The organism is Acinetobacter sp. YH12098, from assembly GCF_013419235.1.
In the GTDB taxonomy this organism is placed as follows: domain Bacteria; phylum Pseudomonadota; class Gammaproteobacteria; order Pseudomonadales; family Moraxellaceae; genus Acinetobacter; species Acinetobacter amyesii.
This window is the reverse complement of record NZ_VPAO01000034.1, coordinates 35,942-49,406: the sequence shown is the minus strand read 5'-3', so window position 1 is coordinate 49,406 and position 13,465 is coordinate 35,942. Positions and strand designations below refer to the sequence as shown.

14 protein-coding genes, 1 rRNA gene and 1 pseudogene are annotated in these 13,465 nt (G+C 39.0%); 6 read left to right on the top strand and 10 right to left on the bottom strand.

Features of this window, described 5'->3' with window-relative positions; all coding sequences use genetic code 11:
* From FTU38_RS11970 to ftsY, 5 genes are all read right to left on the bottom strand, one after another.
* A 16S ribosomal RNA gene (locus tag FTU38_RS11970) occupies positions 1–102 on the bottom strand; the annotation flags it as partial.
* 512 nt (positions 103–614) lie between these two features.
* Complete coding sequence (locus FTU38_RS11965) at positions 615–1,292, bottom strand: DUF2057 domain-containing protein (protein WP_180005108.1); 678 nt, start codon at positions 1,290–1,292, stop codon at positions 615–617.
* Positions 1,293–1,474: 182 nt separating this feature from the next.
* A complete protein-coding gene (locus FTU38_RS11960) occupies positions 1,475–2,068 on the bottom strand; it encodes a nitroreductase family protein (RefSeq protein ID WP_180005083.1) in 594 nt (197 codons plus the stop codon).
* Between the two features lie 213 nt (positions 2,069–2,281).
* Positions 2,282–2,968: a nitroreductase family protein gene (locus tag FTU38_RS11955; RefSeq protein ID WP_180005084.1), complete on the bottom strand. Its 687-nt coding sequence runs from the start codon at positions 2,966–2,968 to the stop codon at positions 2,282–2,284.
* 174 nt (positions 2,969–3,142) lie between these two features.
* Positions 3,143–4,249, bottom strand: coding sequence for a signal recognition particle-docking protein FtsY (gene ftsY, locus FTU38_RS11950; protein WP_168379661.1), 1,107 nt, complete (start codon positions 4,247–4,249; stop codon positions 3,143–3,145).
* A gap of 250 nt (positions 4,250–4,499) precedes the next feature.
* Here ftsY and FTU38_RS11945 point away from each other — a divergent pair.
* Together FTU38_RS11945 and FTU38_RS11940 are read left to right on the top strand one after the other, a co-directional pair.
* Positions 4,500–5,813: pseudogene (locus FTU38_RS11945) on the top strand (M16 family metallopeptidase); the annotation flags it as partial.
* 126 nt (positions 5,814–5,939) lie between these two features.
* Positions 5,940–7,508 carry a pitrilysin family protein gene (locus tag FTU38_RS11940; protein ID WP_180111301.1) on the top strand — a complete coding sequence of 523 codons (1,569 nt, stop codon included), beginning with the start codon at positions 5,940–5,942 and terminating at the stop codon, positions 7,506–7,508.
* On the opposite strand, the gene FTU38_RS11935 is transcribed toward FTU38_RS11940, so the two are convergent.
* Positions 7,432–7,755 (bottom strand): hypothetical protein, encoded by a 324-nt coding sequence (locus FTU38_RS11935; RefSeq protein ID WP_180011239.1) that lies wholly within the window; start codon positions 7,753–7,755, stop codon positions 7,432–7,434. The two genes, FTU38_RS11940 and FTU38_RS11935, sit on opposite strands and share 77 nt — an antisense overlap.
* A gap of 109 nt (positions 7,756–7,864) precedes the next feature.
* The gene (locus FTU38_RS11930; protein WP_180011241.1) at positions 7,865–8,224 is read right to left on the bottom strand and encodes a hypothetical protein; all 360 of its coding nucleotides are present in this window, start codon (positions 8,222–8,224) and stop codon (positions 7,865–7,867) included.
* Between the two features lie 222 nt (positions 8,225–8,446).
* Between FTU38_RS11930 and FTU38_RS11925 the strand changes: the two genes are divergently transcribed.
* The 4 genes from FTU38_RS11925 to FTU38_RS11910 all read left to right on the top strand — a co-directional run bounded on the left by FTU38_RS11925 (position 8,447) and on the right by FTU38_RS11910 (position 10,211).
* A complete protein-coding gene (locus tag FTU38_RS11925) occupies positions 8,447–8,680 on the top strand; it encodes a hypothetical protein (RefSeq protein WP_078188494.1) in 234 nt (77 codons plus the stop codon).
* A gap of 140 nt (positions 8,681–8,820) precedes the next feature.
* Positions 8,821–9,198, top strand: coding sequence for a DUF2750 domain-containing protein (locus FTU38_RS11920; RefSeq protein WP_180111299.1), 378 nt, complete (start codon positions 8,821–8,823; stop codon positions 9,196–9,198).
* Positions 9,199–9,304: 106 nt separating this feature from the next.
* The gene (locus tag FTU38_RS11915; RefSeq protein ID WP_078193901.1) at positions 9,305–9,736 is read left to right on the top strand and encodes a CBS domain-containing protein; all 432 of its coding nucleotides are present in this window, start codon (positions 9,305–9,307) and stop codon (positions 9,734–9,736) included.
* 124 nt (positions 9,737–9,860) lie between these two features.
* On the top strand, positions 9,861–10,211 hold the full coding sequence (locus FTU38_RS11910; protein ID WP_180111298.1) for a hypothetical protein: 351 nt from the start codon (positions 9,861–9,863) through the stop codon (positions 10,209–10,211).
* A gap of 9 nt (positions 10,212–10,220) precedes the next feature.
* On the opposite strand, the gene trpB is transcribed toward FTU38_RS11910, so the two are convergent.
* From trpB to FTU38_RS11895, 3 genes are all read right to left on the bottom strand, one after another.
* Positions 10,221–11,429, bottom strand: coding sequence for a tryptophan synthase subunit beta (gene trpB / locus FTU38_RS11905; RefSeq protein WP_180007277.1), 1,209 nt, complete (start codon positions 11,427–11,429; stop codon positions 10,221–10,223).
* A gap of 131 nt (positions 11,430–11,560) precedes the next feature.
* On the bottom strand, positions 11,561–12,748 hold the full coding sequence (locus FTU38_RS11900; RefSeq protein ID WP_180007278.1) for a VWA domain-containing protein: 1,188 nt from the start codon (positions 12,746–12,748) through the stop codon (positions 11,561–11,563).
* A 204-nt stretch (positions 12,749–12,952) separates the two neighbouring features.
* Positions 12,953–13,405 carry a hypothetical protein gene (locus tag FTU38_RS11895; protein ID WP_180007279.1) on the bottom strand — a complete coding sequence of 151 codons (453 nt, stop codon included), beginning with the start codon at positions 13,403–13,405 and terminating at the stop codon, positions 12,953–12,955.
* Between the last annotated feature and the right edge of the window lie 60 nt (positions 13,406–13,465).

Below are 13,465 nucleotides of genomic sequence, written 5' to 3'. Positions count from 1 at the left end.
CGCCGCTAGAAATCGGTAGCAAGCTACCTATTCCCGCTCGACTTGCATGTGTTAAGCCTGCCGCCAGCGTTCAATCTGAGCCATGATCAAACTCTTCAGTTTAATACTTTGTAGCACCTTAAAGGGTGCCAATCTTGGCTCATCAATTACTGACAAAAATTTGCTCAAATAAACTTCGAGTAATTTCTACCATCAATCAATGAAAATAATTTCGATCGATCAACCAGTAAAAATCCACACAAGTTGTTCTTCATAATCTCTTAATGATCTTCTTAATGCTTCGTCAGCAAATAAGAAAACAACATCAAACAACTCAAAATCTTATATTTATAGCTGTCTGCGTTGGTATGCAGCGTATTCTATAGAGTTTCAAAACAAACACAAGCCCCTATCATAGAAATTTCTACGATATTGCGCTTGAATGTATATTTTTTAAACTAAAAGCAATTTATTGCTTATTTAAAGATCAATATATCCGTATATTTTGCTTTATGAAAGACGAATTTTATAATTCTTGGTGATTTTTATATTCTTCAATCTAAAAAGCCCGTAATTCAACGGACTTTTCAAATAACGCGGATTTCAAGAAAACTAATAAAGTTACGAAAGTAACTTTAGTTTGCTTGCTCAGCCAACCAACTCATGAATTTTTGTCGTTCAGCTTTACTAGCCTTCTGCCAAAGCTGAATTAATTGTTGATCTACTCCATTTTGATGAACAGCTATATTTTTTGGAGCAGCTACAGGAACGGCTACGTTCGTTGGCTTTACTGTTACGGATTGTGCATAAACAGGTGCCGGTTGATTTTCTGGCACAGCGTCTTTCTTCGTAAAATCTACGGCATTACCCAATACACCATTGGAGAAAATCGATTTTTGTTCTTTCTTTGCCCCAGCTTGCTGCACAAGTAATTGATTAGATTTGTCATACAACCCAAATATTGGTTGGTCTTTATATTTTTGCGCAGCATCAAAATCTTTTGGTGCATTGACTAGACCCAAACGATACTCTTGACCATCAATCAGTGCTGGAGTACGAATAGCGGCAACACCTGACTTTAATATATCGTGCGAATTATCAGCATGTTGAAAAAATTCGCTATAACGTACCGTTAATAGGTTTTCACCTGCATCTAGCTTATATTTCTCGGTAGATCGAAATAAACCACCAGTAACTTCTTGATCATTAACTGCAACTATTTTGATTTCTTCCGGAACAGTCAAAGTTACAGCTGCAAATCCTGCACTACTTAACATCAGCGCTGCAGCAGCAACAGTTAATCTTAAAGTCATCATTATCACTCTTTATCAATTATTTAGTTTCGATTGCACTATGCAATGCATATGTGACAATCTTATGACATCTAACAATCACTGTATATTTAGTTTCAAGACATTATTTTGATATTCATTCAAGAATTTTGCATATAAAAAAAGGATGCTTAATGCATCCTTTTTAATTCAACACACCATCATTACTTGAATGTTTTGAATCGTTCTTCATCTGCAATAAAGGTTTTTTCACCTGCAGGCGCTTCAATCGAACCGAAAACAAGTTGTGCACGTAGTTTCCATTGATCTGGCACATCAAATGCCGCAGCTGTTTCAGCATCAACAATTGGATTGTAATGTTGTAATGACGCACCAATATTTTTTTCAGCCAATGCCGTCCAAGTAGCAAATTGAGCAATCGCCGTTGAGTGTTCAGACCATACTGGGAAATTATCTGCATAAAGTGCAAATTGTTCTTGGAGTGCTTTTACTACAGCCTGATCTTCATAAAATAATGCTGTACCAAAACCTGCTGCAAAACTATTAATCTTGCTATTGGTTCCTTCAAATGCATCTGCAGGTACAATTTTACGTAAAGTTTCACGTACGATATTCCAGAATTTTTGATGTGCATCACCAAACAGAATAACAACACGAGATGTTTGAGAGTTAAATGATGATGGACTTAAACGTACAGCATTTTTAATGGTTTGCTCAATTTCATCTTGCGATAAACTCACGTTATTACCAATAGAATAGATTGTGCGACGTTGTTCGATTTGATTCAAGAATGACATTACAAGACCTCTTTTTATTTTCAATTAGCTGACTAAGTTGTGATTTATAATAGGTGATGTTTTTAACAGTTGCATGACTATATTTACAACATTGTGTCTTATTTCTAGAACAATCAGTTATAAGCATCTAAATACCTACAACTCACTTACATTCAGATTTTGGTTTCACTGCTTTAGAATGCAGAGATCAAAGCAACTTACAGAACATAGAAATTACTCATAAATTCTAAACTGATCTTGATCTTCGAGTTCTAAACGTTCAGGCGCTTGACCTTCAATTGAACCAAAGACTAACTGCGCACGAAGCAGCCATTGTTTTGAAATATCAAAGTGTTCGGCAACTGCATAATCAATGTGTGGATTATAATGTTGTAAACATGCGCCTAAACCTGCATCTGCGATCGAAGTCCATACTGCGAATTGAGCCATGCCTGACGTTTGCTCCGACCACACTGGAAAATCTTCTGCACTTAATGGCACTTTCTTTTGTAATTGTTGAATCACAGCTTGATCTTCATAGAAAAGCACAGTTCCCAGGCCAGCTGCACACTGATCTATTTTGAGCGCCACACCTTCAAAAATATAACTCGCAACATTCTTGCGTTGTACGTCTTTTACAATGTCCCAAAATTTTTGATGAGATTCGCCAAATAAAACTACAATACGTGTGCTTTGCGAATTATATGCAGATGGACAACTTCTTACGGATTCTTGAATCAGTTCCGCCAAATAAGCCTGACTGTAATGCACCTTTTTTCCAAGCTCATAAATACTTCGACGTTTCTTTAGTTGGTCGACAAAGGACGCTTCTACTTCTTGTTCGGTAGTTTTCTTTTTTAATTTAAAATCTTTAGTGATATCCGCAGTCAATACATGACCAATTTTATCGAGTAACGCCACCCTAAACACCCCAAAGCAATTTTTATATATAACAACAATTCCTTACTTATTCTAAGGGTATATCAGGCTAAATTTTGACTATGATTTATTCACATGTTGCTTTTTAAATCAATCAGTAAGTTCAAAAACAAAAAACTCCGCATTTTGCGGAGTTTATGTGACATTTAACGCAATTTATTTATCAGTTTCAAATAATGCTGCGACAAATGATTTTGCTGAGAATGGACGCAAGTCATCAATTTTCTCACCTACACCAATAAAACGAATTGGCACATGGGTACGGCTTGCAATATTAAATAACACACCACCTTTCGCAGTACCATCCAGTTTAGTAATGGTTAGACCTGTAAGCCCTACTGCCTCGTCAAACATTTCAACTTGGTTAATGGCATTTTGACCTGTACCTGCATCAACAACCAACATCACTTCATGTGGAGCTGTAGCGTCAATTTTTTGCATTACACGTTTTACTTTAGACAACTCTTGCATGAGGTGTCCTTTGTTGTGTAAACGACCTGCGGTGTCTGCAATCAGCACGTCTACGCCTTTTGCACGAGCACTTTCGAATGCATCAAAAATAACTGAAGCAGAATCTGCACCATGACCTTGCGCCACAACTGCAATATTATTGCGTTCGCCCCAAATTTGTAATTGCTCTGTTGCTGCTGCACGGAATGTATCACCAGCAGCCAACATTACTTTTTTACCTTCACCTTGTAAGCGTTTTGCTAATTTACCAATCGTGGTGGTTTTACCCACACCATTCACACCAACAACCAAAATCACATACGGATTTTTATTGCTGTCGATATGTAGCGGTTTAACACGTGGTGCAAGTAATGCCACAAGTTCTTCTTGAAGCGCTTTATATAAAGAATGTGAATAGATTAAATCGCCACGTTCAGTACGTTCAGTTAAGTTCGCAATAATCGTTTTCGTTGCATCGACACCAATATCAGCAACCAAAAGTTGCTCTTCAACTTCCTCTAAAAGCTCATCGTCAATTTCCTTCCCACCGATCAGGATATTCACCATGCCGTCTGCCAAGTTCTTACGTGACTTTGCTAGACCTTCTTTCATTCGACTAAAGAAGCCGCCTTTCGCCTTCGAGTCTTCAGTTTCTGACTCTGTTTCTTGTAATGGTGCAGCAACGTCTTGCTGTACTTTCGGTGTCTCGATAATCGGCACATTTACCGCAGGTAAACTCGGTAGCGTGACATCGTCATCACCGATATCAGCATCAATCAAAAATTTATTCTGCCCATGAGATTGCTGTTGCATGCCGAATCCTTGAAAAGCACTGCGTTAAAAAAACCGATTCTATCATAAGTTATCTTAAATTGAGTCGATACACGCCTGTCAGAGCGAAGCACACTAAAAAACAACATGTTGAACTTGCAATCAAAATTAACTTTAGGAAAACTAGATAGCTATAAAATGCATTTTAATGGATTCCTTTGTGTCCCATAAAAACAGATTTTCTCCTTGTCTTTTTAAAACTTTATTTCGCTCTGCGCTTCCTATCTGTGTCATTAGCAGTTGCCTTTGGTCAGCAACTCATCTACATGCAGACACACGTACCCAATTAACGCGTAGCACCTTTGAAACCACGCTTAAAAATGGTTTAAAGGTCATTATTCGTGAAGACCACCGTGCGCCGATGGTAATGACTCATATTTGGTATCGCGTTGGCAGTAGTGATGAGTCGGGCAATCTATTAGGGATCTCTCATGCACTCGAACATATGATGTTTAAAGGAACCACCAAAGTTCCTAATGATGAATTTACACGTCTCAGCCGTATCTATGGCGGCAGCATCAACGCTGCAACCTTTACCAATTACACCAATTATTATCAGTTGTATCCAAAAGCCTATTTCCCTATGGCGCTGGAGCTCGAAGCGGATCGTATGAGTAATTTACGATTACAACAACAAGATTTCGACCCTGAAATTAAAGTGGTTATGGAAGAACGCAGACAGCGCACAGATGATAACCCTCGTTCTTTGGCTTATGAACGTTTCAAATGGATCTCTTATCCGACCAGTCATTATCGCCAACCCGTCATTGGGCATATGAAAAATCTGCAAAACATCAAATTGGCAGATTTAAAACAATGGTATAAAGATTGGTATACCCCGAATAACGCCATTTTGGTGATTGTTGGTGATGTCGATGCCGAAGCAGCCATTCGTCAAGTTCAAAAATACTTTGGTGATATTCCATCACGCAAAACACCTGATCGTAATGATGTGATGGAATTCGAACGTGTGGGCTATCGTCACATGGAACTAAATTTGCCCGTACAAGTGCCTAATTTGTATATGGCGTGGAATGTACGCTCACTGGCTACCGCAAAAAACCCACAAGATGCATATGCTCTCAATATTATTCGCAACATTTTAGATAGTGGTATTTCATCGCGCCTACAAGACAAACTGGTACGCGATAAAAAATTACTCACCGCTGTAAGTGTTTCTTATGATCCATACAATCGTGGTGATAGCTTGTTTACCATTTCAGCACTCCCTGCCGATGGCGTCAAAATGGAACAAGCGCAAAAGGCCATACAAGATGAAATCGACACTTTAAAAACAGAATTAGTCAAAACACCTGAAGTTGAACGCATCACCACACGTTTTGTTTCCAATTTAGTCTATAACCAAGATGACATCAGCAGCCAAGCCAAGACGATCGGTAACTTAGAAGTCAATGGGCTCAGTTTCAGGCTCATGGACGAATTACCAAAACTATATGAAAACGTCAGCGCACAAGATATTCAACGTGTCGCAAATGCGTATTTTGTCAAAGAAAATTTAAGCACCATGTATCTGCTTCCAGAACAGACGGAGGTTCCAACAACCTCAAATAAAGCAGATCAAACTACAAAACCAGCTCAAACGGAAGTTGTTACTCCAGAGCAACAAATCAGCTCAACCCAAAACACAGATAGCGTCTTGTAAGGATTAGTGATGACTATTACGAAAATTTTATCCCTAAGCTTACTCACTGCGTTTGGCTCAATCCTCCATGCAGAAACATATACGGAAAATGTTCCTGACCTCAACGATAATCCGAGCCAATTACAATCTATCCCCATGCTGCAAAGTTTAAAGAATTTACAGATTGATAAAGACTACCGTGCTCCACTTGTTCAAGTACTGAAAAACCGAAATGGCGTAAATAGCCTGTTTGTTGAGTCACAAGATCTACCTATGGTGGATATTCAACTGACCTTTAATGCAGGTTCTGCTCGTGATGAAGAAGTCGGAAAAGGCTTGTATGGTGTTGCCAACATGGCTGCACGTTTAATCGATGAAGGCACAGAAAAATACAATGCAACGCAAATTGCCTCGGTTTTTGACCAAACAGGTGCTCAATTTAGCGTGCAAGCACATCGAGATATGTTTGTCGTTCGGCTACGCGTATTGTCAGACCCTAAAAAATTAGAACCTGCTTTAAGCATGATGATGGACGTGATTAAAAATGCGACTTTTAAAACCTCTAGTCTAAACTTAGCTCTCAGTAATAACCAAGCTGGTCAGAAGCAACTCCAAGAAAGCCCAAGTCGCTTAATGAATATTCGATTCTATCGGGCTGTATACGGCACACACCCTTATGCAGAACCGATTACGGGAACCAATGGCAGTATCAAAAAAATCACCCCAGACATTTTAAAAAAGTTTCGTGATCAATTTTTAGTTGCTCAAAACTTGAATATTGCCATTACAGGCAAACTCAGCAAAAAAGAAGCTCAGAACCTAGCAGAACGTATTTCTGGAAACTTAAAGCAAGGCGAAAAAGCCAAGGCACTTGCACAACCAGAAGAAAAACAAGGGTTTGATATTATCCATCTTCCCTACAATTCCACCCAAGCCAACGTCATATTTGGACATTTAGGGACGACCCGTGATAACAAAGATCGATTAGCCTTAGAAGTAGCCAATCGAATGTTTGGCAGTGGTGGTTTTAACTCGGTCCTCATGCAAGAGCTTCGTGTCAAACGTGGCTATACTTATGGTGCCTATAGTGCATTTAGCTTTAGCCAAGCGCCCGGTATCTTTAGTTTTAGCTATGGAACACGTCAAGATCAGCTGATAGATAGTATTCGTGTTGCGCATAAAGCCTTTAATGATTTTGTCAAAATGCCTATTGATCAAAAACAAATGGAAGAAACCAAAGCCGGTATGCTGCGTGCTTTTCCGAATAATTACAGCAGTAATGCAACAATCAATGCACAGCTTGGTCTATTGGGCTTTTATCAACAAGACCCAGATTATTTGACCCAGTACCCTAAATTATTGGAAAAAATAACTGTAGCTGATGTACAAAATGCGGTTCGTACCTACATGCACCCTGAAAATATGACGGTGATTGTGGTCAGTAAAACCTTAGATAAAAATGAAGTACAGCAGATATTGGAGGAGAATGTACAAGCAGCTCCAACCAAGATAATCCCTGCGACTAAGGCTGTTCCTCTGCCAAAGCCGGAAGTTGATGTGCCCGTACAGACTCCATCTGATAAGCATGCATCAATTTAAGATAAGCACCCACACGGATGCGATCTTGCTGTCTCAGCAACATCGCCATTTCCTGAGTTTCAGGATAACTTTGCTGAAACGCAAGTCGTGATACGTTTTGGTATTGCTGTACAGAAATAGGACGATATAAGGCAATCACAGCCAATACCAAAATCACCACGATCATGACTGAAACAAAGATATTATAAATTTGCTCTAGCTGTATTTTAGATTTGAATTGAATAATTTTTTCTAAATCAATAGTCATACACTACCTCAGGTTCAAAGTAGTGTATGGCTGACGTTCAAGAAGTTCAAGTCACAGCGCTTAAAACTGCATCAGTCCACTGTTTCAGTCTGTGAGTTAGCTAAACAATTTACTGAATAATGGTACGTATCACCGCAAAATAAAGAATCAATGCAATAATCGCCAAAACGATAAATACTGCAAAAATACTCATTCCACCCTCTGCATGCGCAGGATGTAAATCATCATCATCGGCGATTTTGAGTAATTCACCATTGTATGCATTGTAAAATTCTAAGCGCTGTCCCTTATCTAAATCCCGTGTGAAATCATATACACGTTTGCGCTGTGCTAAACCAAAATCCCCTAAATGAATCTCCTGATGAAAAATTGCGTCATCAAGATTGCGACGATGTAGATGTGCCAATTCCACAATTTGCGCTAATGTCGGAGGATAATCTAAAGTTAAACCGTCTAAAACTTTTGTCATTTTACTTCTCCTTATTATCTACAACTTCTTATGTTAGTATTTTACCCATTAAAACAATTGTTCATTGTTTAATCATGTAAACTATAGCAAATTAGAAATACTTACGTGAATAGTTGACAATTCAAGATAATTGTAATATTAGTTTAATAATACTTAGTTATATTAGTTAATAGGGCTAAAGAATGGGCCCTTAATGATCATAATTAGAATAAGGAGTTAAATATGATTCAACAATTCTCTCAACATGAACTCGAACATGTATACGCAAATGCGGTGAACACAATTCAGTCTCAAATGAACTTCAGCGATGCAGTTCACGAATTGGAAGATGCAGCTCGTGCTGGACATGGTAAAGCAGCGTTATTTTTGGCTGAACTTTATTATCAAGGCTTCCGCGTAGAACGTGACTCACTCAAAGCGCAATATTGGCAGAACATGGCCACCTTGCAAGCATAACAAAACGTCACTAAGGTGGCGTTTTTTTACACCCTTCAACTTTTGACTACATAAATTCTTACAATCCAGTTCAAAGCTTACACAGCTTTTTCATAAGAATTTCCTACAATAGGAGCAACATCAACAACACGCTGCATATGATGTCTAAATTAAAGCAATATAAACCTATTCCAAAAGATTTATTTTTCAAAATTAGTATTTTAAAAACCATGATGTACTGTGGAGTCCTTTGGGGTCTCTACCACCAACAAGGTTGGGCAATGACCAGCGATCAAGATCATATTATCTTCCCGTTTTGGCTAAATGGCATTCAAGCGCATAAATATGCCAAAAAGCATTGGCCCAACTACACTCCACGACGCATTACATCACAAGATTTTGAGGCATCGCTATTACCGACATTAACACGTCTTAAAGTTATCCCTGCGTTGCATAGCTCTAGCCACATCCGTCTCAAGCTCACAACCTCGCAAATGCGTTTATTCTTTTTTAACCAAAATAAGATTCAAATGGCATAAAACCCTCAGTGCATGTTTGACCCCAACATGCACTGAAAAGTATTTGCTTTTTTCAAATTTCGCGCTAATTTAAATTAAACAAAAACTACTATAAAGGAATGAAAATATGACTACAGTTGCCCAAGTACTTAAAGACAAAGCTTATCAAGAAATCTACACCATCACCCCAGATGCGACTGTACTCGAAGCCATTTCCCTGATGGCACAAAAAGGCATTGGTGCCCTCGTTGTGACCCATGAAGGCACAGTTGTTGGGATTTTGTCTGAGCGTGATTACACACGTAAAATCGCCCTGATGGAAAGAACATCTTTCGATACCTCTGTCAGCGAGATTATGACGGGAAGTGTTATCACTGTCACAAGTGCAGCGACTGTCGAAGAATGTTTAGAACTCATGACAGATCGCCATTTACGTCATTTACCTGTCGTTGAGGAACAGAAATTGACTGGCTTAATCTCCATCGGTGACCTTGTAAAAGCAGCAATGGATGATCAACGAAAACTGATCGAACAACTTCAACAATATATTTCAGGCTAAACTCAATAATTTCCCCCTTAACAAGCTTTAAGGGGGAATTCTAAATATCAATAATTTTATATAACTCACAGTTTGTAATGACATACAAATTACAAATTAATTACTTTTCTCAATTTCCTTTCTTATGTTTAAACCCGCTTTAGATAAATTAGACCAACTAGATGCCATCATTTTAGAATTAGAACGCTTAATGTTATCGATGAAAGACGATGAACTGCTGCAATACCACCGACGTACGATCAATTTAGAGATTGCTTCTGCTGTCGCTGAAATTTTAGATGCAAAGGCAATTATTTATGCGCTACATCCTGAGTTAATTCCAATTACATCAAGCGTTAACCACACTTTATATAAAAATTATGTCAAAAAAAATATCCCAGTTAAAAACTGGGATACTTCGAATATAGATCGGGCTATACAACTGCAAAAGATTTTTGCACCATCAACAGATGATGAGCAACTTAGTCTTTTTTAATGGCAGTAATTAATTTAAACCTAATTTTTCAGCCACATAGTCTGAGTCTTTATCGCCACGGCCTGAAACGTTAACCACAATCTTCACATCTTTAGCAAGTTTTGGCGCTTCACGAATTGCCCAAGCAACCGCATGTGAACTTTCTAGTGCAGGAACAATACCTTCCACACGTGAGAGCGTCATGAAGGCATCTAAACATTCTTGGTCTGTCGCTGTTGTATATTCAACACGGCCTAGGTCTTTTAACAAGCTATGTTGTGGCCCCACTCCTGGATAATCCAAACCCGATGCAATTGAATGCACTGGCAATGGCTCACCCTGTTCATCTTCAAGGACATAACATGCCATGCCATGAATTTGACTTGGCTTACCCAATGTCAACGTCGCAGAGTGCATATTGGTATCTAAACCATGACCTGCAGGCTCTACACCCACAAGTTTAACATCGGTGTCATTGAGGAATGCTGTAAATGCACCAACGGCATTTGAACCACCACCCACGCATGCAACCACATAGTCAGGATTTGCACCAAAACGCTCATTGGTCTGAACTTTAATTTCATCACCAATAATTGACTGGAAGTCACGAACCATTTTCGGGAATGGATGTGGACCAACCACTGAACCAATCGCATAAATAAAATTGGTTGGATCTTTTAAATATTCTTCAAATGCGCTATCTACTGCATCTTTGAGCGTAGCTGTACCACGAGTAACAGAGATTAGGTTGGCACCTAAAATCTTCATTTTCACCACGTTTGGATGTTCTTTTTCAATATCCACTTGCCCCATGTGAATTTCACATGGAATACCCACCAAGGCACAAGCCGTTGCTAATGCCACACCATGCTGACCTGCACCAGTTTCTGCGATCACTTTGGTTTTACCCATGTATTTTGCTAACAAAGCTTCGCCAAGGCAGTGGTTAATTTTATGTGCGCCAGTATGGTTGAGATCTTCACGTTTCAGGTAGATTTGTGCTCCACCTAATTTTTCAGACAAGCGCTTTGCATAAAACAATGGACTAGGACGTCCAACATAGTGTGCAAACAACTCTTTCAATTCATTTTGAAATTCTTCTGTATGACGAATTTGCTCATAAGCAACATTAATGTCATCCATTGCCTGTTTTAAATCTGGTGGAATGAACTGCCCACCGTATTCACCGAAGAAACCTTCTTCATTAGGTAATGCGATACCATTAATTTGATGATCCATCATATTTCCTTCATGTTGTATGCAGAACAAAGACTTTTAAATACTATCCAATTTTGAAAATAAGAAACAATGCAAAATTGGAGTAAGTAATATAAACATCATTGATAAGAAAAAGTATCGTTTTTAACGCTTTAGCGCGCTAAATATTTCGTCATATCTTCCACACCTTTTAGGGTCATTGGGAACATATGATCTTCAAAGATTTGTTTAATCGCAGCAATGGTTTGGGTGTAATGCCAATAACTTTCTTCTTCTGGGTTTAACCACGCTGTTTTATCAAAATGATTACGTAAACGCTGTAACCACACCTGACCCGCTTCATCATTCATATATTCCACAGATCCACCTACCGAGTTCAACTCATACGGTGCCATACTTGCATCACCGACAACGATAACACGGTAATCTCGCCCATAGGTATTGAATAGATCCCATGTATTCATACGCGTGCTTGAACGGCGAATATTGTCTTTCCACACATAGTCATATAAACAGTTATGGAAATAGAAATACTCTAAGGTTTTAAATTCAGTTTTTGCAGCGGTAAAGAGCTTCTCGCATTGGGCAATATGTGAATCCATCGATCCCCCAACATCAAACAGCATCAACACTTTAATGCGGTTACGTCGTTCTGGAACAAGCTGTACATCCAAAATGCCTTGCTTGGCTGTTTCACGAATGGTTCCATCAATGTCAAGCTCATCTGCTGCACCTTGACGGGCAAATTTACGCAAACGACGCAATGCCATCTGCATCTGACGACTGCCGAGAATCTGCTCATCATCTAGGTTTCGGTATTGACGTTGTTCCCAAACTTTCACCGCAGATCGTTTACGACCAGGCCCACCGATACGCACGCCTTCAGGATGGTCACCATAGGCACCAAAGGGCGAGGTACCGCCCGTACCAATCATTCGATTACCACCCTGATGCTTTTTATGCTGCTCGCGTAAACGCTCTTCGAGCATTTTCATCAATTCTTCTAATGAACCAGCTTTTTTTAATTCTTCTCGTTGTTCTGGTGTTAAATGCTTTTCGATGAGTTCAAGGTCAAACCAATCCTTTGGCAGTTTATGTACCTGATTTAATAGCTCATCCAAATCAAAGGTGGCAATACCGTCAAAATAGTCCTTCATTGCACGGTCGAACTTATCAAAGTAACGTTCATCTTTGACCATGACGGTTTTTGCAAGCTGATAAAATTCATTTTGATCTGCAAAGACCAGCCCTGCTGCCACTGCTTGGTTCAAGTCAATCAATTCACGAGTTGAAACAGGAACACCGTATTTTCGAAGGGTATAAAACAATCGCACAAACATAGGCGAATAAAATCCAATAAAAATTAAATATCAGGAGGTCAAATCCAGTGTGAATGCATGTGATCTTGTTATTTCATCTGCAACTGAGTCTTGCCTTTACATCCACCATTATGAAAAATTGATTCCTACAAGTAAAGCCAAAAGCTTTTACTGTGTGTTCATATACGTTGCCCTACCTACCCAAAGAAACACAAACGGCATGATTTATTCGCAAGTCGCATTTCTTTCTTTAAGTGATTTTTTAAGAGTTTCATATTTGCGCTGAACATCGAGACGATCCTGCTGCAACTTTTCAATGGATACGATTTTATGAAAACCTTGATGGTTTCTATAGCGGTTAAAGTCATTTAGATTCAAGATCACAAAATCATAGTATTTCAGCTCGAGTACAGTTGCAGCACAGGCCTTTTGTTGAATGGTCGTTTGAGCTGCGAGATGATCTGATTGATCAATGAGCTTTTCTTTAAGTTGATGTTCTGCAACTTGCGCCCAATACGCATCCTGGAGTAGCTGTTGATGCTGCTGTTCAAACTGAGCATCATCCATCGCATAGCTATACCCAGATAAATACAAGCTCGCAGCCAACAAGAGTACGGTCGGCTTTAATCTCTTAGTTACAGCTATGTGTACTTGAGATAAGTATGCGCTTGTCTGCATAATTCACCTTTATATTTTTAATGCTCAAAATAAAAGCCGGATAACCGGCTTTTAAATCTT